A 17755-nucleotide genomic window follows, 5' to 3' on the forward strand; every position below is an offset into this window, starting at 1 on the left:
CAAATTCCTTCATCTCTAGTATGAAATGTGATTTTGATTACATGGTCATCTGTTGCCAGCGTTTGCTTAATACATTCGTTTAACTTAGTTGGAGAGAACCTCATACTGGAAGTCGCTGAATACCGCCGAGGATGAATTATGACGATACATATCGATGGCATCCAAAGCAATGAAATTACCGGTGAATCCTCCGGCGAGGAACGTGACATCGTGAGGCCCTTCGAAGTCGTAGGCTATCCCGGACACATCGGTCATGATGAAAGCTGCCTCATGACCCGACAACCCCACACGAATATTGAAAGAACGACCAAAAACCGGCACTCTGCATACCTCGCTGAAGTTACCGGCCACACATTGCTGGAGTACCGCGACCGACTCCCCGCAATCATTGGCGGTGACCATGCACAGCATGTAGTTTTCGACGTCAAGATACAGCGACAGCCCGGCAAGTTGCAGATAGCTCTTGGGGGCATAGAGCATACGGACTGAAGCCCTGCAATCGAATTCGGTCTGCCTGGTACCGATCAGGTGTTGCTCGAACGTCGATTGGGGCGAGGCCCCTCCGGCAATACGCAAACCATCTGAAGTGGCCTGAAGCCATGAAGCGTCAGGAAATTCCCTCAACGTGTTCCAATGCTCGTCATCGGGCAGACCTTGACGTAAATCGTCACGGAACGAAGCGGCAGTGGGTTTTGCGTCGTATTGCGGCAGCACTTCCAGAGACGGCTTATGCCCGCCGTCCGCCAAACGAATCCATCCATTATCATCGAAGACCACGTGCTGCAACGCCGTCTCGCGTCCCAGTATCGAGGCACCGTCTGGGCCGAACGGACGCGCGCAAAGGTGTGCCATATAGCATTGCTCGCCAGGACCCATCACCAGGCTCGCATGTCCAGCGCATTGCAACGACCACGTCGGATCGTCATAGGAAGTGACCAGAGGTCCTTGAGGATCGGTTTTGTACGGTCCCCAGATCTTACGGCTGCGGGCCACGGTCTCCCTGTGCCCGGATTCGGTGCCACCTTCCGCAACAAGCAGATAGTAGTAGCCGCCGCACTTGTACATCTGCGGCGCTTCCGTTTTCTGTGCCTCGGTCCCCGGGAAGATACGCACCGGTTCATCGCACAAATCGAATGTATCCGAATCGATACGCTGCATCACGATACCGGCGGACTTGTTGTGCTCATGCCTGCGATAGTCCCAGATCTCGTTGATGAAATAGGTTTTGCCGTCATCGTCGAAAAACAGCGAGGGATCGAATCCGGAACTGTTGATATACACCGGTTCGCTCCATGGACCGTGGATGTCGGTGGCTGTGATGAGGTAATTGTCGACGTCCTTATACGGTACTTTGGTCTGTCGGACGTTAGTATACAAAACGTAGTACTTACCGTTGTGATAGCCAGCATAGGGAGCCCAAATGGAACAACCTCTCGGGTTGCCTCGCAGATCGATGCCGCTGTCACGATCGAGGATGGAAGTCTCGTAGTGCCAATCACACAGGTCGTCAGAAGCATATACGCGTAATCCCGGCAACCATTCAAAGGTGGAAACCACGATATAGTACTGTTGTCCATCGCTGAAAATAACCGGGTCCGGATTGAACCCACGCAGCACGGGATTACGCATCAATGCACTTCCTTATGGTCGTATCAGTCGTTCTTGTTGTCGATGAACAATTCCTTGGCATTGTTGAACGAGATATCACGGACAATGGGCTCCAAGAACTCAGGGTCGGCGGGAATCTGGCCGTTGGAGGCCCATTCGCCAAGCATCTCGCACAGGATTCTGCGGAAGAACTCATGGCGCGGGAACGAAAGGAAGCTGCGGGAATCGGTGGTCATGCCCACGAAGTTGCCCAACAAGGACGTCTCGGCCATCACCTCAAGCTGACGGCGGATACCGTTGTGCGTGTCGTTGAACCACCACGCGTTGCCCAACGCCAAGCGCTGCTTCATTCCACCTTGGAAGCAGCCTGCGACCGTGGAGATGACCATGTAGTCGTTGGGGTTGAGCGAGTAGATCAGAAGCTTGGGGATGCCACCCTGCTCCGAGGCCGCGTTGAGCAGGGCGGCCAGCGGCTCGGCGATGGAACGGTCGTTCATGGCATCGAAGCCGGTGTCGGGACCATGATCGGCAAAACCGCGCTTGTTGAGGTTCAAGAAGGAATGCAGATGCAGCTGCATGGTCCAGCCTTTGGCGTTATACATGCCCATCAGCGCAATCAACAGGGCGGTGCGATACTGCGAATACTCGAGCGCAGTGATGGGCTTGCCGGCCCTTGCCTTGTCAAGGATCGCGTTAAGCTGCGGGCCGGTGGCGACGTCATAGGTCATGATGCCGGCGGCGTGGTCGGAAAGACGACAGCCATGGGCATGGAAGTAATCGATGCGATTGGACAGCGCCGAGACCAGATCATCGAACGAATGGACCTCGATGCCACTGGCCTGTTCCAACTGTTCGATCCACGCGCCGAAACCGGGCTGCTCGGGCTTCAACGCAGGATCCGGACGGAAAGCCGGAATCATGCTGAACGTCTCGTCTTGCTTGGCAAAGAGCTCATGATATTGAAGATCCTCAACGGGATCGTCAGTAGTGCAAACCGTGTCAACCCCCATACGACGAAGCAAGGAACGGCGTGAAAAATCAGGCTTCTTGAGCATTTCATTGGTTTGGTCGAAGATATCGCGCGCGGTCCTGGTGCTCAATACGGAAGAGATGCCGAAATACCGGCGCAATTCCATATGGGTCCACAGGAATACCGGGCTTCCTACAGCCTTTTCCATCGTCGAGGCGAATGCCTGGAATTTCTCCCAGGGATCGGCACTGCCCGTAATCAGCTCTTCAGGAACACCATTGGCGCGCATCAGGCGCCACTTGTAATGATCCCCGTAATTCTTGCCATCGGTCAGCCAAGCTTCAACGATATTGGAGAAATTGGTGTCCTCAAAAATCTCCTTGGGGTGCAGATGGCAATGGTAATCGACAACCGGAAGATTCTGCGCACAGCTGTGAAACAGCTCCTGCGACAGATCGGTGGTCAGTAGATAATCATCATCTAGGAATTCCATGCTTTTTTCTTTCCTTCGCAAACAAGTATCGGCCTCATTGCCGGCCGAATGTGTATTAGACAAGACGGGACCATCATATGATTGCAAAAATTCGTAGACGCTAATTGTTGCCATCGTTTGCGTGAGAGAGGGATTTCGGCTCAATGCCGCGCGTTTTTGTGCTTTCTCGAACAATCAGCGACGAAGGGATGCGTGCCAACATCCCGGGCTCGGCCTGGCCTTTGATGGAGGCCGACAACAGGCGTTCGGCGTAACTGCCGAGTTTGGCAAGCGACATATGAATGCTGGAAATCGAAGGCTCACTCATCCGCCCGACAGTGTCGTCGTCAAAACCGATGATTGAGAAATCACGCGGACACTCATAACCGCGCTTGCGCATGCCGGCGATGAATCCTATCGCCATCAAATCGTTATGGGCAATCACAGCTCCCGTAGGATGCTGCAAATACTGCTCCACACAGGCGTAGCCGCCTTCGAATGTGGGGACTCCGGGCCATAGACGACGCACTTCGATATTGCGGCTGTGACATTCGCTTCGTATGGCTTTCCACCGTATACCGACGGACCACGAATTCGCCGGCCCATCAAGATAGGTAATGGCATGATATTGCCCTATTTGCAGCTGTTCGACGGCCTCATGGACGCCCTGCCTCACATCAACGACGACGCTGGAGACTCCCCGGACCTCACGGTTGACCACCACCAACGGCCTGGCTTGCGCACACTTACGAATCATCGAATCCGGCATTCGCGAAGATACCAAAATGATGCCATCGGCGTTCTTGACCACCTTATCGAACGCCAGCCGCTCCCAGGAGGCGCTTTCCCGCGTTTCGGAAACGATCAGCCCGACCCCGCGATTGAAACATTCATGCTGCACGCTACGGATGATGTCCGAAAAGAACTGGTTGGCGATATCGGGTACGCTGATGGCAATCAGATCATGCCGATGACGCGAAGGACGCGTTTCAACGGCATCCTCGTGATAGCCCAACTCATCGGCAGCTGCGAAAATCTTCTTGGTGGTTTCCGCACTTACCCGATCGGGGCGGGCAAACGCTCGAGAGACTGTGGAAGGTGAAACTTGGGCCAGTTTCGCGACATCTCGAATGGTAACTCTCTTCTTCGAACTGTCCATGAGTCCCTCGTTTGATATGACAATCTTCATAACCCAAAGCCATTAGCTAGCCACATTGGTGCCCAGGCTACATTTTTATATACGAACTCTATAATAGTCTATTTATTCGGTGATGCCGTCCTTGAAAATCGCGATTTCGTGCATGCCAAACTGTTCGTTCCTGGTGGGCTCACCATTGACGGCTTTCAAGACGGCCTCGATGAAATCAGGCAGGACTTCGTCCATCGGTTCACTCAACAAACGCCCGGCGTTAAAATCGATCCAACGACCGTGCTTCTGGGCAAGCGGATCGTTGGTCGCCACTTTGAACGTCGGCACATAGGTTCCGAAGGGATTGCCGCGGCCGGTGGTGAACAGGACGATGTTGCAGCCGGCGGACGCCAATGCCGAAGAAGACACCAGATCGTTGCCTGGCGAGCGCAGCAACGTCAATCCCGGCTTTTTCGCCAGCCTGCCGTAGTCAATGACGTCCACGACCTGGCACTTTCCGCCCTTGCGGATGCAGCCCAATGATTTGTCCTCGAGGGTGGTGATGCCGCCCTTCTTGTTGCCAGGAGAGGGATTCTCACCGATAGGCTGGTGATAACGGCGGAAATAATCCTTGAAATTATTAATCAGCGAGACGATGTCATTGAACGTCGCCTCGTCCTTGGCATGGCTCATCAGCACCTGCTCGGCCCCAAACATCTCAGGGACCTCAGTCAGCACGACCTTGCCGCCCTGACGAACCAGGAACTCGGCGAAACGACCCACCAGAGGGTTGGCCGTGACACCTGAAAGCCCATCGGAACCACCGCATTTGACGCCGACCGTAAGCTCGTTCAGCGGGATGTCCTCGCGATGATCGTTTTTGGCAGCCTCGTTGATTTCGTCCAAAAGATCACGCGCAGCCACGTATTCGTCATCAACGGTCTGGCAGACCATAAACTTCACGCGTTGCGGGTCGTATACCAGTCCCTCGCGGATATCGTCGATAGCCTCCTGCGGATTCTCCGAATCGGTGCCACAGCAGCTCAGCCCAGCTTGGAACTCGTCGATCTGGTTGTTCTCGCAACCCAGACCGACCACCAGGACGCCGCCGGCGTTGGGATGCGCGGCAATGTCTTGCAAGAGGCGTTTTGTCATCTCGTGGTCTCCCCCCAGCTGCGAGCAGCCGTAAGGATGATGCGCGATGACCACGGAATCGAACGAGCCGTTGCCGGGATGCCGGGCCTTGAAATCAGCGGCGATGTTGTCGCACAGGGAATTGATGCAGCCTACGGTCGGAACGATGTACAGGTCGTTTCTGATACCGACTCGCCCGGTCAAGCGACGATAACCTTTGAAGGTTTTGTCGGAGACGCCGTCAACGGTATCGACGCCGGGTTTGACCACACCGGCAACGGGATGATACTCATACGTCAGATCAGGGCCAAGATTGGACTTGCAATTATGCGTATGCACCCAGGAGCCGGCCGGAATGTCCTCTTTTGCATGCCCAATCGAGTAGCCGTATTTGATGATCTGTTCGCCGACGGCGATGTCTTGAATCGCTATCTTGTGGCCGCGCGGGACATCCTGCAACAAGGTAATCGGGGTGTCGAGACTTTCCACTTCCACCTTGTCACCCTTATGAAAATCACGGCTGGCCACAACTACCTTATCGGCAGCATCAAGCTTAATGGTATCCATTTCATCCCTTTCGATTATTGAAGTGTATTTCTGTACCGACGCACATGGACGAACGAGAGCTCAGGCCAGAGACTTAACCAACGTCTCGATGCCGTTGTCGACAATGCCCTGCAAGTCCTTTTCAACGAGTTGCTCCAAGCCGTCTATGCGGGTCAGATCCTGCCCCCACAGCTTGCTTGAGGACAGCGCGTCATGAACGTAAGTGTTGTTTTTGGCCAACGCGGCAAGCGTGTCCACCACAGCCTGGTCATCCTTGATGTTGACCTTGCCTTGCGCGAAACCGCCATAGGTATAGAGCAACGCGGCAAGAGCCAAGACGATACGTTCCGGCAGCTTTCCTCTTTTCTGTGTATTGGCGGTGACCAGCGGCAGAAGCCTCACGGCATATTTCGACACCGAATTGAGGCCAATAGAGTCCAGCTTATGCTCATTGAACGGGTTGGAGAAACGCTCGAGCACCTGGGAGGCGAACGTCTCAAGCTCGTCCTTCGGCAGGGTAAGCACAGGAATGATCTCCTCGTTCATTTCCTTCAGGATGAACGAGTGCATGGTCTTGTCTTCCATGGTTTCGCCGACGGTACTCATACCGGCCAAACGGGCCACTTGAGCCAGCGTGGTGTGGGGACCATTGAGTAGGTAGACCTTGCGCTCGCGGTAGGGCTGGACGTCATCGGTAAGGATGAGGTTGATGCCGAGGCGACGAGCCGGGATGAGTTCGTCGACCAGCTCCTGCGCTTTCTTATCACCCGCGATAACCCACGAATAGAACGGCTCCGCCTTATCGATCATATCGTCGCGATAACCAATCTGCTCCCACAGGGACTCGGCCTGCGCCGCCGGATAGCCCGGGACGATCCTGTCCACCAGCGTGGAGACGAACGTATTTTCCTGCTCGATCCAGGTGATGAAATCGTCACTAAAACCGAATTGACGCGACATGGTGATGACGGCCTTGCGCAACGCCTTGCCATTGTCAGCAATAAGCTCGCAGGGAATGATGAGGAAACCGGGCAATCCGTCGTCATAGCGACGCTTCAAGAGCTGCGCCAACTTAGCGGGATAACCTTGCGGAGGAGCCATATCGACAGTGTCGTTCTCGGTTACGGCGATGCCGGCCTCCGTGGTGTTGGAGATGATGATTTTGGTATCCGGATTATCGGCAAGCTTCAGATACTCCTGCCATTCGCCGAAGGGCTTGACCGTAGTACCGATGGAGTCGACGAGGGTGTTGCTCAGGATCTTCTTACCGTCCAGTATCCCTTGCAGAACAACGGTGTATAGGTTGTCCTGTTGCCTCAGGTTATCGACCCGGCCGTTGGGCATCGGCTGAACGATGGCAACGTTGCCGTTGAAAAGGCCGTTGTTGTTGAGTTGCTGAACGGTCCAGTCGACGAATGCACGCAGGAACCCTCCTTCACCAAACTGGATGATCTTGATGGGACGTGACTGTGCTTTTTCGTTGGTCAGGCCACGCTCGATGGCAAGTTTCCTATTGAGAGTATCCATGGTAAGCTTCCTCGTTTTCTTTTCGTTGACTTCAATTGACACGCCGCGGCATCGCTACCGGCAGGTTTCAGGCGTTTTTCTTATCGATGATCGGCTTGACGATTTCCCGGGCCTTCTTGCAAGTCTCGGTGATAGCATCCCAATCCTTGTTCTTTTGCGCAGCAGAGGGAACCGCGAAACTGCCTCCGACAGCGAAAACATTGGGAAGATTCATATATTCCTCAAGGTTCTTGAGATTCACGCCGCCGGTCGGCAGGAACTTCATATCTGAGAATGGGCCGTTCAACGCCTTGAGCGTCTTCACGCCGCCATAAGCTTCGGCCGGGAAGAACTTGGCGAAACGCAGACCCCTGTCCCACGCCTTTTCGACATCACTGGGCACAGCTGTGCCAGGAACAATAAGGACGTCGCTTCCAAGGCACCAATCGACGACCTGCTCATCGAAAGAAGGAGTGACGATTCCCGTGCATCCGGCTTCCAGAGCCTGACGCGCCTGTTCGACCGAATGTACCGTTCCGGCGAGCAAAGTGATTTCAGGCACCTCGGCTTTGATACGACGCATGCCTTCCAACGCGGCCGATGACCTGAATGTCACTTCCGCCACTGGCACGCCTCCGAGCGCCAATGCCTGAGCCAGAGGTACAGCCTCATCGGGCGAATTCAACGTGACCAGCGGCACAATGCCGATTGAAGAAAAATACTCGGTCAGTTCCGAGTTGTTCAACCGCTCGTGTGCTTCGCGAGTCGGATTTGTGGTGAACATAATGTACAACTCCTTTGCCAAACAGATACCTATTGATATTTATCAAGAAGAAAAGGCTCCAAATCGTCTGACTCAATGGACCTTCGCACGGACGTGAGTATGCATAAAGCTCATGAGCCGAGCTTTGTCGGGTAGACCTTCATTGTCGGAAGTGAATTGCGTCTGGATGGCCCCGATGGCGCATCCACGTTCAACGGCGGCTTCTATGGGCAGCCGGTCGAGCAACGCCGAAAGCAGACCGGCAGCAAAACCGTCACCGGCACCCACGCTATCGACTACATGATCGACAACGAATCCGGGAACGTAAACGCCCTTTTCACCATCTGTGGCCCAAGCGCCACGTGCGCCATCCTTGACGACGACATATTTGGCGCCGTTATCGATAAACGCCTTGCCGACATCTTCGACATTGGAAACGCCGAAAAGCTCCTGTCCCTCACTTCTGCCAGGCATCACCAGATCGGCCTGTGAGGCGAGACGTTTCAATGTGGAGTGCATCTGATGAGGGTTCTTCCACAAAGCTGGGCGCAAATTGGGGTCGAAGGAGATGAAGAGATCGTTGAACTGCGCCCGCGCGACGAGGGCATCCGAAGCCTCTATTGTCGTCGATGAAAGCGGAGGAAGTATCCCCGTAAGGTGAAGCACCGAAATGCCTGTCAAGTCAATATCAAAGATATCCTGCGGCGTGATTGCGGAAGCAGCCGACCGTTTGCGGAAATAGGAAGTGACGGGGTCTCCTTTGGAAACCTTGGTTTTCATCATAAAACCTGTGTGGCGCGTTTTGTCGACCGTCACCCTTGAATCGGTTAATCCGTTCTTATCAAGAAATATGCGGATACGATCACCAAATGGATCGTCACCGACCCGCGTAACATACACGGGTTGCTGACCCATGCGCAACAAACCCAAAGCGACGTTGAGCTCCGCACCCGCGACCGAGGCATTGAAGACATCCACCCTGCTGCAAGGCCCTTCCGTATCAGCAGCAAACAACCCCATGCTTTCACCCACGAGAAGGACCTTGCCCTTGTTCAACCCATGGATTGCAAATGATGATTCCTGATCTGCCTCAGACGAATATGCTTCCTGTATGTCATTCATCTGAGCCCTTCCCCTCCAAGCTGCACACATCAGAGCAAAACATTATGGGCCTACTGCTGACCCATTTTCAAAGGAAAAATATAATCATCCTTTTATGTTTAGGAGTGTAAGAAGAAAAGCAATCAATACCTTATATTGTTGCCACGCGTTGCAAAACCGCGATGCTGGGAATAAAAACGAACAATAAACGTAAGCAATAGACACAAAGCGGGATTTAGGCTTCGCAGACAACATTGTCCGCGAAGCCCCGGTATTCAGGCCAGTACGCCCACGTCACCGGTTTTGACGACGTGGGGGGTACCCTGCGCATCCTGTATTGTCAGCGAGGCATCGGGGTTGAGCGATATGGCTTTGCCCGCCAGCTTCGAGCCGTCGGTGAACTTCGCCTCAACCTCACGGCCCAGCGTCCAACACTTGGCCTGTGCCTCTTCCCACAATTTCGCCAATTGGGCGCCAGGATTCGCGACCAAAGCCGCAAGCCGCCGCTTCAACGACGCTGCGAGGCGCGCGGCAACCATGTCGCGCATCGTAGCCGGAACCGGCAACGGAGCATAGAGCAGTTGCAAAGAGGTGGAAATCGGGGTTGGCAGACTTTCCTCGGCGATGTCAAGGTTGATGCCGATGCCGAACATCACGCCGACGGCGAGCTCACTGGCGTCAGACGAATCTTCTTCAACATTCCCGGCAAAAGATTTCGCATCGTTACTTTGCAAAGCAGCATGAGACGAATCGGCAGCGTCATCGGAATCTGACACAGAAGCCGCCGCAATCCGTCCGTCGCCATGTTCTTTCTGGAGTTCCGAAGAAAGTTGGGATTGCGGCACCGCCAGACGGTTCAGGCCTTCCGGTAATTCGACCAGTTCGGCCAAGATACCGCCAAGTTTGTGGCCGTTATAGAAAATGTCGTTCGGCCATTTGAGCTCAAGGCCATGCGCCGGGTCAAGCGGCTTGGCACCACACTTTTCCAACGCGCCGTTCAAGGCATCAAGCGCCGCAAGCCCGGCGATGACCGTGAACCACCCATTGTAATGCGAATCGGTCACCAAACGTTGCGGCAATGCGGTGACATACGTAACCAGGAACGAGGCACCGCCGGCCTTGTCGCTCCACTGCCGGCCGAGACGCCCGTGCCCTGCGCTTTGCGTATCCGCACAAACCGCCGCCATCCCAGGCAAGCCTCCCCCATCAATGACGCGAAGGTCTCCGTTTGCCAGTATCTTCCGAGCCAAAATATTGGTGGAATCGAGCGCCGCGAGCGCCACCAGCTCATTGACCGCACCGGCCGTTTCCGGCATCTGCGGCTTGCTTGCCCCGGCCCTTCGCGCGAAAGCCGCATATTCCGTTTCGATCTGCTTCACATACCCCGCCATCGGGGAATCAGTCTCGTTATCCATACGCCCCACTGTATGCGCAACCGCGCTGTTCGGCTTTGTCATTTCGCACAAGTCAGTAGATAGGTTTTTAAGAATGGCGGAATATCAAAGTTTCCCAAAACCGATATGCCGACTTGTGCGGCGCCCACCACGTTTGGTCTCCGTCACACTTTGTGGTTTCCTGCAATTCAAGCACTATTTAATACAGTCAAGGTTGATATCAAACGATAGAATGCCGGTTATGAGTAATCCCAGTCCTGCGGCCGCAGCCAGCCGCCAAGATGGCGGCGAAGCATATTCGCAGGAACTCGGGGATAACGATAAAAAAGACCAATTATCACAATCCAGCAACGATTTTTCGAAGAAAACGGCGAATGCCGCGACAATGAACGGCAATACCGAAATCGACGATTCGGCCACTGATTCCGCTACCAACAATACCGACGCTTCACCAAAAACCACTACCTTGGCAAAGGCTACAACACCAATGCATTCCGGCAGGCTTTTCGCATTCCTGCGTTGGGCGCTGGCGGTGGCGGCAAGCTTGTGGATCGCGTTGTGCACGGCACTCGGGCCACTCTATCGTCAATACGAATTCAATCCGGACATCGCCACAATCCGCGCTTTTTCGTGGCACAACGCGGCCATTTTCGTACTAACTTTCGCCATCTGCATACTGGTCATCGTCGAACTGGTTCGCTTCGGGCGCGGCCAACTGCTCGTTCCCTACGATTTCGGCATTCGCGCCAGATTCAAGGCGTGGCGGAAACGCCGTCAAAACCACAACCCGGCAAATGCGAAAACCAACAATTCAGACACGGTTTCCGCCTGCTTATCAAACAGAAAAACCAACAATTCAGAAACGTCTTCCATCGGCTTGCCAAATGGAAAAATCGATAATTTAGACAGCGCTTCTGCAGGCACGACAAACGGCCGAACCGGCACTGTAGATACGATATCTGCAAGCACACCAAATAGCCAAACCAACAAGTTAGACGTATCCCTTACAGGCGCGCCAAACGGCAAAGCCGATAGCGAACAAGGCACTAAACCAGGCACCTCCCATTCAGCGCGCAGACGAGTCTGGCGACGAATATGCCATATCGCTTCCCGCATTCGCTCGGGAGCGCATCGATGCATGATGTCAATCACCGACAAATGGTGGAAAATCGCGCTTATTCTCATCATCGGCTGGCTTTGGGTTCCGATAACCCTCATAGCGGCGTTCGGCGCGGACATCCGCAGCCAGTTCCGCGAGTTCAGCTGGGCCTGGAACCAATGGACCGGCCTCAAACAGCCCTATATCGGCTTCTTCTCGTTCGTGCCGATGGACATCTACCCCACCGCACACTACCTGTGGCCCGCCAAACCCACCTACCTGACCGACCAACACAACATCGTGCTCACGCTGGTCTACGGCGCCGCAGGAACGATTTCGCGCTATTTCACCGGTGCCAATGACTGGGGCATCGTCTTCCTCGCCTCGGGTCAGCTGCTGTTCGCCGCATTCTGCCTGGCCGCCACCGCGAATCGCTTCTTCAATCATCCTTGGCTCAAGCCACGTAGAAAACTGATTGATTTCCTCTCGGCGTCACCGTCCAAAAAAGAGCAGCCTGCCTTAGCGGACGAAAAAGCCGATGACTCGAGATTCGTCGGGCCTCTCCCCCGCTTTTTCATTCTTCTGTTCTTCCTGGTCTGCCCGTTGGTGCTGTTTTCGACGATAAGCCTCACCAAATCGCCGTTGTTCGCCTTTGCGTTCGTTTGGTGGTTCGGGGTCGGGTACGAAATACTTTGCACCGCGAAATTGCGTCAACAAACATCACCCAAGAAACCGACGTCATTGCCCAAACCATGGAAACTGGACACCGGGCGCAACAACGATACGACAACATCTAACCACGACAAGAACGAGACCGCAGCCATCGACTCCGCCCCTTCCTACGACAGGATCGTGCTTCACCTGCGCAAACGCACGTTCATCGCGCTGCTTCTTTCAACTATCGTGATGATGATTTCGGCGAAATACGCACTGTATATCATCCTCTTCGCGCTGGTGATAGCCCTGATCGCGGACCGCAAACGTTGGAAAACCTACATCATCGGTTTGCTTCTGCCGGTCATCCTCTTCGAGGGGGCTGTGGGTCTGGCCACGCGCGACGGCGCCATCATCAACGGCGACCCGATCGAAAGCCACGGCGTCCAACTGCAGCAGATCGCACGCGTGGCCGTGCTCAACCCAAACGGAATCCCGCAGGACGCCCGAAACAAACTGGCCCCGATCTTCAACCTCGACCAGATGGCCGAAGCCTACTCCCAGCAGGACGCCGACCCGGTGAAATCGTCGGGGATCCAGACAAAGCGCGTCAGCTACCGCTGGCGCACGGTCACAAAAGCGGATATGAAGAATTTCAATGCGGCGTGGCTTGAAATAGTCAAGGCCAATCCGCGCATCGCGATGGATGCACTGCTCGCCAAAAGCTACGGATATTTCGACATCGTGGATCAACCCTATATCGACATGACGTATTACGTCATATACGCCGGCAATGCGAACTTCACCGATTGGATCGGAAGCTGGTGCTCCGACTGGCGAAAAAATGTCACCGACTTCGCGCAGAACTGGAGCGCAAAACCTGTGCTCGGCTGGCTCATCCATGGCAATACCTACGTCATCATCACGCTGCTTTTGGGCGCGGCCGAAGTCGTTCTGCGCCGTTGGAAAACCTTGGCCACGCACCTTCCGCTTCTGCTGCTGATGGGGGTCATGGTCACCTCTCCGGCCAACAATTTCGAGCGTCACATGCTCCCGTTGGTCTTCGTTTTGGGCTTTGTGCTCCTCACGTTCTGGCAGGATTCACGCGCACAACGCACGCAGGCACGAGCGTTACGGAACGCCGACGACACCGCCGGAAACATTGCCGAGAAGCGGATTGACGTTGATGAGCCTGCCGGTAACCTGGAGACTGCCGATAAGCGCAAGGCTCCCGGTAACGGCAATGTTCCCGGCAAGCCCGAGAGCAATAAATTCGACACTGCAGTTGCGTTAGACACCGCTGTTACGTTAGACGCCAACGCCGCCGGCACGACGGAAACAGGCGGACTAGAATCATAAAGTATGAACAAGCACGATACCGACCAAAAAGACGAGGAACCAGGGCAATTCGCCGATTTCCTAGGTCTTGCGCAATCGATGGCCGGCAGCGTTGCAAATGAAAAGGCGGGCGGCAAAGCGGCTGCGGAATCATCGGATACCGGCCGAGATCAGAACGCCAACCGGCATCGCATACCTCGAATCACCGTCATCGCGGACAGTCACGACAACCAGAAAAACAAGGAAGCGGCAAAAACCTTCGAAATGCTGGGCAACCGCAAGAATCTGGAGGCCATCGCCTTCGAGTGCCTGGCCGACGGGCTTTGCGACAAGCGGGTCGTCTCCCTGCTGCATGTGCTGAAATGGCCGGAGACGTTCAGCTGCTTTGCCGTTGGGGGTACGGCCGCTTCGACTTTCGAAGAATCGCAATCCATCATTGCCAGGGGCGCCCATGACCTCGGCAGCCAATATTGTCTGGTCGGACGCAGCAACGGGCTAATCATCGGGCTTATCATAGTGCAAAGCGCGGCCACGCCGGAAGTGACATGCACGGCCATAATGAAAGCGTTTGACCGCGAAAAGCCCGTATGCCTCGGCCCCACGCGGCGCAATGTCAACGGCGCCGCGCGGACATTGGGCGCCGTGCTCTCAGCCTTTCACGTGATGCCGGCAATCCACCCGCTGCCAAGGCCGGCCCGCGCGGCCGACATGTTGCCGGAACGTGCGCTCGTCGGCGATGAGGATGCCGTCGACGAGCTTTATCAGACCGTCTACCAAAGTCTTAAAAGCGAGAACGAAAACGATCCGACGCTGCAGACCGTCTCCGCGTTCCTCACTTATGGCGGCTCGCTTGAGGCGACCGGCAAGGCTTTGAACGTGCACCCCAACACCGTGCGCTACCGCATCAAACGCGCCGCCGACGCCACCGGTTGGGATGCCAACGATCCGCGCGACGCCTATGTGCTGCGCACCGCCATCACCATCGGTGCCATCCGCGACGCCGGAAACGGCATCATCAGCTGAAATCCGCCCGTTTAAAGCCGCGGAACGGGGCCCAGCGAATGGCGCTGAATGACTTCGGCGGGAATAAGACCGGCCCCGTGGGCATTGGCCACGAACGTCGTTTCTGGACCTTCGCCGAGCAGCCGCAAGGTCTCGCGCATCGAAGCAGTGCCGAGTCCTTCGAAATCGGGGTGAACGGTGGTCAGCGGCGGCCACATGTCGTTGACGCCGGTCATGTCGTCGAAGCCGACCACGCTGATATCCTGCGGAATGCGCAAGCCGTGCTCGTGCAGGGCGCGGGCCACGCCGATTGCCTGCGCGTCGTTGGCGGTGACAACAACAGTGGGCTTCTCGGCACCGGCCGAACCAAGGTTTTCCAGTTCGTGGTTCATCCGAGCATACGCCTCGGAGGAATCCCAGGAATTGCACTGTATCTCGCGGGATTCGATGTGATACTGAGTAGCGGCTTTACGCCAGCCAAGCAAACGCGTCACAGCATCGCGCCATTGTACCGGCCCCACGAAATAAAGCGCGGAGCGATGACCAAAACGGGAAACGAGACGCGCCACCTCGTGCATCGCACCCCACTGGTCGATGCCCACCAAAGCCGTCCGGCCGCGGCCTTCGGCGTCCATCAACCCGCCCGCCCGGCTCATCGAAAGGTTGCCGTGGGTGGAAGTGATCAGGACGCGCGGTTCGGGAAGCCTCGTGCGGCAGGCCGCCGAAAACATGATATCCGTCGGGGTCAGGAAGATGAAGGCGTCGACGTTCTGCTCTTCAAAGGTGCGGCACAGATTCTCGAACTCGCTTTGCGTACAACTCGCCTCGTGCACCATGGAGACCATGAGGAAAAGGCCGTGACGGCGCACGATGGTTTCGATGGAGGCGATCGCGGAAATCGGTCCGAGGAAATTGAGGCCGCCCGCGATAAGCCCGATGGTGCGGGAACGGTGCGAAGCAAGCGTACGCGCGGAATTGCTCGGACGGTAGCCGAGCACGTCGATGGCATGCTGAACGCGGGCGCGCGTTGCGTCGGAGACTTCGGAGGAATGGTTGATGACGCGGGAAACCGTCTGATGGCTGACCCCGGCCATTTTGGCTACCTCGAACATCGATGGCCGCTTGCCCGAATTGCGTTGAGCGCTCATCCTGCCTCCTCTTGCCAGTCGATGCACGTCCCGAGACGCACCCTTCAGTGAACGCTCACAAGTCTACTCGACGTTGCCTATCAGACCAGATGCCAGCTGACGCGATGGAGCGGGGTCGGGCCATACTCGGCAATGGCGGCGCGATGGGCGGCAGAGCCGTAGCCCTTGTTGTGCTGCCACTGGTAGGGCGCGTAATTCGGGTTGCCTTGAGCCAAGGCGACCATCAGCCGGTCTCGGGTGACCTTGGCGATGACGGATGCCGTCGAAACGAGCGCACAGCTTTGGTCGGCCTTTACCTTGGTGGTCACTTTCGGCACAATCGGAACAACCGGCGCGTCGAACGTCCCTGCAGCCTTGGAAATATAGTCGTTCGGCCCGTCGAGAATCGCGCCGACACGAAACTCACCCGAGTCGATGTTCAGCTCACGCTCAGCCTCATTGACCGCGCGCAGGGCCGCAATACCCAACGCATAGGTTATCCCCCACTCGTCGATTTCCTTGTTGCTCGCCTGCCCGACCGCACTGGCCGCGCACCATGAACACAAGCCCTCAAACATCGCCTCGCGCTTGTGTTCCGTAAGCAGTTTCGAGTCGGCCACGCCATCCGGTACGTCAAGCCCGTCCAAATCGCGGGCCCACACCGCGGCCGCACCCACCATTACCGGACCTGCGAGCGCACCGCGTCCCACCTCGTCGAATCCGACAATCAAATCAAATCCGCGACCTGCCAGTTCTCGTTCCAAATCCAATGTCGGCGCGGCAACATGGTGAGCGGCACCACGACGCTTGTGGCCGGTCGCATCGCCGACTTCCGAAGTCGCTCTGACGTCCATATATCTTGCCTTTCAGCAATGCTCCATTACTAAAAACGAGGATACTCCATCAAAAGCACGTCTCGAGTATAGACCGGAGAGCGGTGCCTAAGATTGCGGTTTGACCTTACACGAGTAAACGTCTCAGACATGTAAAATGTCATACAATATTAAAACCGGTTAAACGGCACCCTCTCGTTTATCGGCCTAAGATTTCGGCACGCCTGGCACGGCAGCGAAAACATCACGGTACGACTTCACGACCTTGAAATGGCTGAACGGCCAAATGGTCAGCATCGCCACCCCGCTGATGTCGGACATCGGCACCAGCCCGCCATTGCCATCGTCGGCATGGTAGCGCGAGTCGGCGGAATTGGCACGGTTGTCGCCCATCACGAAGACGTTGCCGGCGCTCACCTTGGTTTTGAACGCGAAATTGCTGGGTTCGGTGCCGGGCTTGATATAGACAGTTTCATCGATCGCGACGCCGTTGACGGTGACGGGCGAGCCGTTGCCTTTGCAGGCCACCACGTCGCCGGGCATGCCGATCAGCCGCTTGATCAAGTCGTCGGAGCCGTGGTTGTCGGTGCCGGCGAGCCAATGCGCCGGATCCTTGAAAACGATGACATCGCCGCGCTTCAGCTTGTTCATCGGCCGCGCGAGACGATTGGTGACCAACCGATCGCCGATCTGGATGGTGTCTTCCATCGAGCCGGAAGGAATCTCGTAGACGCCGATGACAAATACCCGCAGCAGCACCAGAACCAGCACGAACACCGTAAACGGGATGACGAAACTCAATAAATCGCGGAACGTATAGCCTTGCGATTCGGGATCAGCATGTTCCGGATTGCTGAGAATATTGCGCGGTCTGGGTTCAGGACTCACGCCGTAATCCGCGACCTCGATGATATGCGAATCCGCCTCACGCCGCTCGTCGCTGCGCGTATCATCCCCTGCCATCCGCATCTCCCAACCGTCAATATATCCATATCCGCGGCTATTCAAACGATAACTTTCGATAACCGAAAACCATCATAGTATGTGGGACCGTACAGAGATGTCATGCATCACGATAC

12 protein-coding genes and 1 pseudogene are annotated in these 17755 nt (G+C 55.8%); 2 read left to right on the forward strand and 11 right to left on the reverse strand.

Going from position 1 to position 17755, the window contains the following annotated elements; translation table 11 throughout:
* Positions 1-84 precede the first annotated feature (84 nt).
* The 8 genes from OZX67_RS07935 to OZX67_RS07970 all read right to left on the reverse strand — a co-directional run bounded on the left by OZX67_RS07935 (position 85) and on the right by OZX67_RS07970 (position 10644).
* Complete coding sequence (locus tag OZX67_RS07935) at positions 85-1629, reverse strand: glycoside hydrolase family 43 protein (RefSeq protein ID WP_277142358.1); 1545 nt, start codon at positions 1627-1629, stop codon at positions 85-87.
* Between the two features lie 23 nt (positions 1630-1652).
* The gene (gene uxaC, locus OZX67_RS07940) at positions 1653-3071 is read right to left on the reverse strand and encodes a glucuronate isomerase (protein ID WP_277142362.1); all 1419 of its coding nucleotides are present in this window, start codon (positions 3069-3071) and stop codon (positions 1653-1655) included.
* 100 nt (positions 3072-3171) lie between these two features.
* Positions 3172-4209, reverse strand: coding sequence for a LacI family DNA-binding transcriptional regulator (locus OZX67_RS07945; protein WP_277142364.1), 1038 nt, complete (start codon positions 4207-4209; stop codon positions 3172-3174).
* A 102-nt stretch (positions 4210-4311) separates the two neighbouring features.
* A complete protein-coding gene (locus OZX67_RS07950; RefSeq protein ID WP_277142366.1) occupies positions 4312-5880 on the reverse strand; it encodes an altronate dehydratase family protein in 1569 nt (522 codons plus the stop codon).
* A 60-nt stretch (positions 5881-5940) separates the two neighbouring features.
* Positions 5941-7386 carry a tagaturonate reductase gene (locus OZX67_RS07955; RefSeq protein ID WP_277142368.1) on the reverse strand — a complete coding sequence of 482 codons (1446 nt, stop codon included), beginning with the start codon at positions 7384-7386 and terminating at the stop codon, positions 5941-5943.
* Positions 7387-7453: 67 nt separating this feature from the next.
* Positions 7454-8149 (reverse strand): bifunctional 4-hydroxy-2-oxoglutarate aldolase/2-dehydro-3-deoxy-phosphogluconate aldolase, encoded by a 696-nt coding sequence (eda, locus tag OZX67_RS07960; RefSeq protein WP_277142369.1) that lies wholly within the window; start codon positions 8147-8149, stop codon positions 7454-7456.
* Between the two features lie 72 nt (positions 8150-8221).
* The gene (locus OZX67_RS07965) at positions 8222-9250 is read right to left on the reverse strand and encodes a sugar kinase (RefSeq protein ID WP_277142371.1); all 1029 of its coding nucleotides are present in this window, start codon (positions 9248-9250) and stop codon (positions 8222-8224) included.
* A 254-nt stretch (positions 9251-9504) separates the two neighbouring features.
* Positions 9505-10644: a biotin--acetyl-CoA-carboxylase ligase gene (locus OZX67_RS07970; protein WP_277142373.1), complete on the reverse strand. Its 1140-nt coding sequence runs from the start codon at positions 10642-10644 to the stop codon at positions 9505-9507.
* Between the two features lie 220 nt (positions 10645-10864).
* Here OZX67_RS07970 and OZX67_RS07975 point away from each other — a divergent pair.
* Together OZX67_RS07975 and OZX67_RS07980 are read left to right on the forward strand one after the other, a co-directional pair.
* Positions 10865-13492: pseudogene (locus tag OZX67_RS07975) on the forward strand (DUF6020 family protein); the annotation flags it as partial.
* A 246-nt stretch (positions 13493-13738) separates the two neighbouring features.
* Positions 13739-14737 carry a helix-turn-helix domain-containing protein gene (locus tag OZX67_RS07980; protein WP_277142375.1) on the forward strand — a complete coding sequence of 333 codons (999 nt, stop codon included), beginning with the start codon at positions 13739-13741 and terminating at the stop codon, positions 14735-14737.
* Between the two features lie 11 nt (positions 14738-14748).
* Here the strand turns inward: OZX67_RS07980 and OZX67_RS07985 are convergent, their stop codons facing one another.
* The 3 genes from OZX67_RS07985 to lepB form a co-directional block, all read right to left on the reverse strand.
* Positions 14749-15864 carry a LacI family DNA-binding transcriptional regulator gene (locus tag OZX67_RS07985; protein WP_277142377.1) on the reverse strand — a complete coding sequence of 372 codons (1116 nt, stop codon included), beginning with the start codon at positions 15862-15864 and terminating at the stop codon, positions 14749-14751.
* Positions 15865-15944: 80 nt separating this feature from the next.
* Entirely contained in the window at positions 15945-16697 is a 753-nt protein-coding gene (locus tag OZX67_RS07990) for a ribonuclease HII (RefSeq protein ID WP_277142380.1), read from the reverse strand.
* A gap of 186 nt (positions 16698-16883) precedes the next feature.
* Entirely contained in the window at positions 16884-17639 is a 756-nt protein-coding gene (gene lepB, locus OZX67_RS07995) for a signal peptidase I (protein WP_277142381.1), read from the reverse strand.
* Between the last annotated feature and the right edge of the window lie 116 nt (positions 17640-17755).

It is taken from the genome of Bifidobacterium sp. ESL0728 (assembly GCF_029392015.1).
GTDB lineage: Bacteria > Actinomycetota > Actinomycetes > Actinomycetales > Bifidobacteriaceae > Bifidobacterium.

Excerpts from the sequence above, each read along its gene's own strand:
- OZX67_RS07935 (WP_277142358.1), bottom strand. The coding sequence starts at position 1,629 with ATGCGTAATCCCGTGCTGCGTGGGTTCAATCCGGACCCGGTTATTTTC.
- OZX67_RS07965 (WP_277142371.1), bottom strand. The coding sequence starts at position 9,250 with ATGAATGACATACAGGAAGCATATTCGTCTGAGGCAGATCAGGAATCA.
- OZX67_RS07985 (WP_277142377.1), bottom strand. The coding sequence starts at position 15,864 with ATGAGCGCTCAACGCAATTCGGGCAAGCGGCCATCGATGTTCGAGGTA.
- OZX67_RS07970 (WP_277142373.1), bottom strand. The coding sequence starts at position 10,644 with ATGGATAACGAGACTGATTCCCCGATGGCGGGGTATGTGAAGCAGATC.
- OZX67_RS07950 (WP_277142366.1), bottom strand. The coding sequence starts at position 5,880 with ATGGATACCATTAAGCTTGATGCTGCCGATAAGGTAGTTGTGGCCAGC.
- OZX67_RS07945 (WP_277142364.1), bottom strand. The coding sequence starts at position 4,209 with ATGGACAGTTCGAAGAAGAGAGTTACCATTCGAGATGTCGCGAAACTG.
- OZX67_RS07955 (WP_277142368.1), bottom strand. The coding sequence starts at position 7,386 with ATGGATACTCTCAATAGGAAACTTGCCATCGAGCGTGGCCTGACCAAC.
- uxaC (WP_277142362.1), bottom strand. The coding sequence starts at position 3,071 with ATGGAATTCCTAGATGATGATTATCTACTGACCACCGATCTGTCGCAG.
- OZX67_RS07990 (WP_277142380.1), bottom strand. The coding sequence starts at position 16,697 with ATGGACGTCAGAGCGACTTCGGAAGTCGGCGATGCGACCGGCCACAAG.
- eda (WP_277142369.1), bottom strand. The coding sequence starts at position 8,149 with ATGTTCACCACAAATCCGACTCGCGAAGCACACGAGCGGTTGAACAAC.
- OZX67_RS07980 (WP_277142375.1), top strand. The coding sequence starts at position 13,739 with ATGAACAAGCACGATACCGACCAAAAAGACGAGGAACCAGGGCAATTC.
- lepB (WP_277142381.1), bottom strand. The coding sequence starts at position 17,639 with ATGGCAGGGGATGATACGCGCAGCGACGAGCGGCGTGAGGCGGATTCG.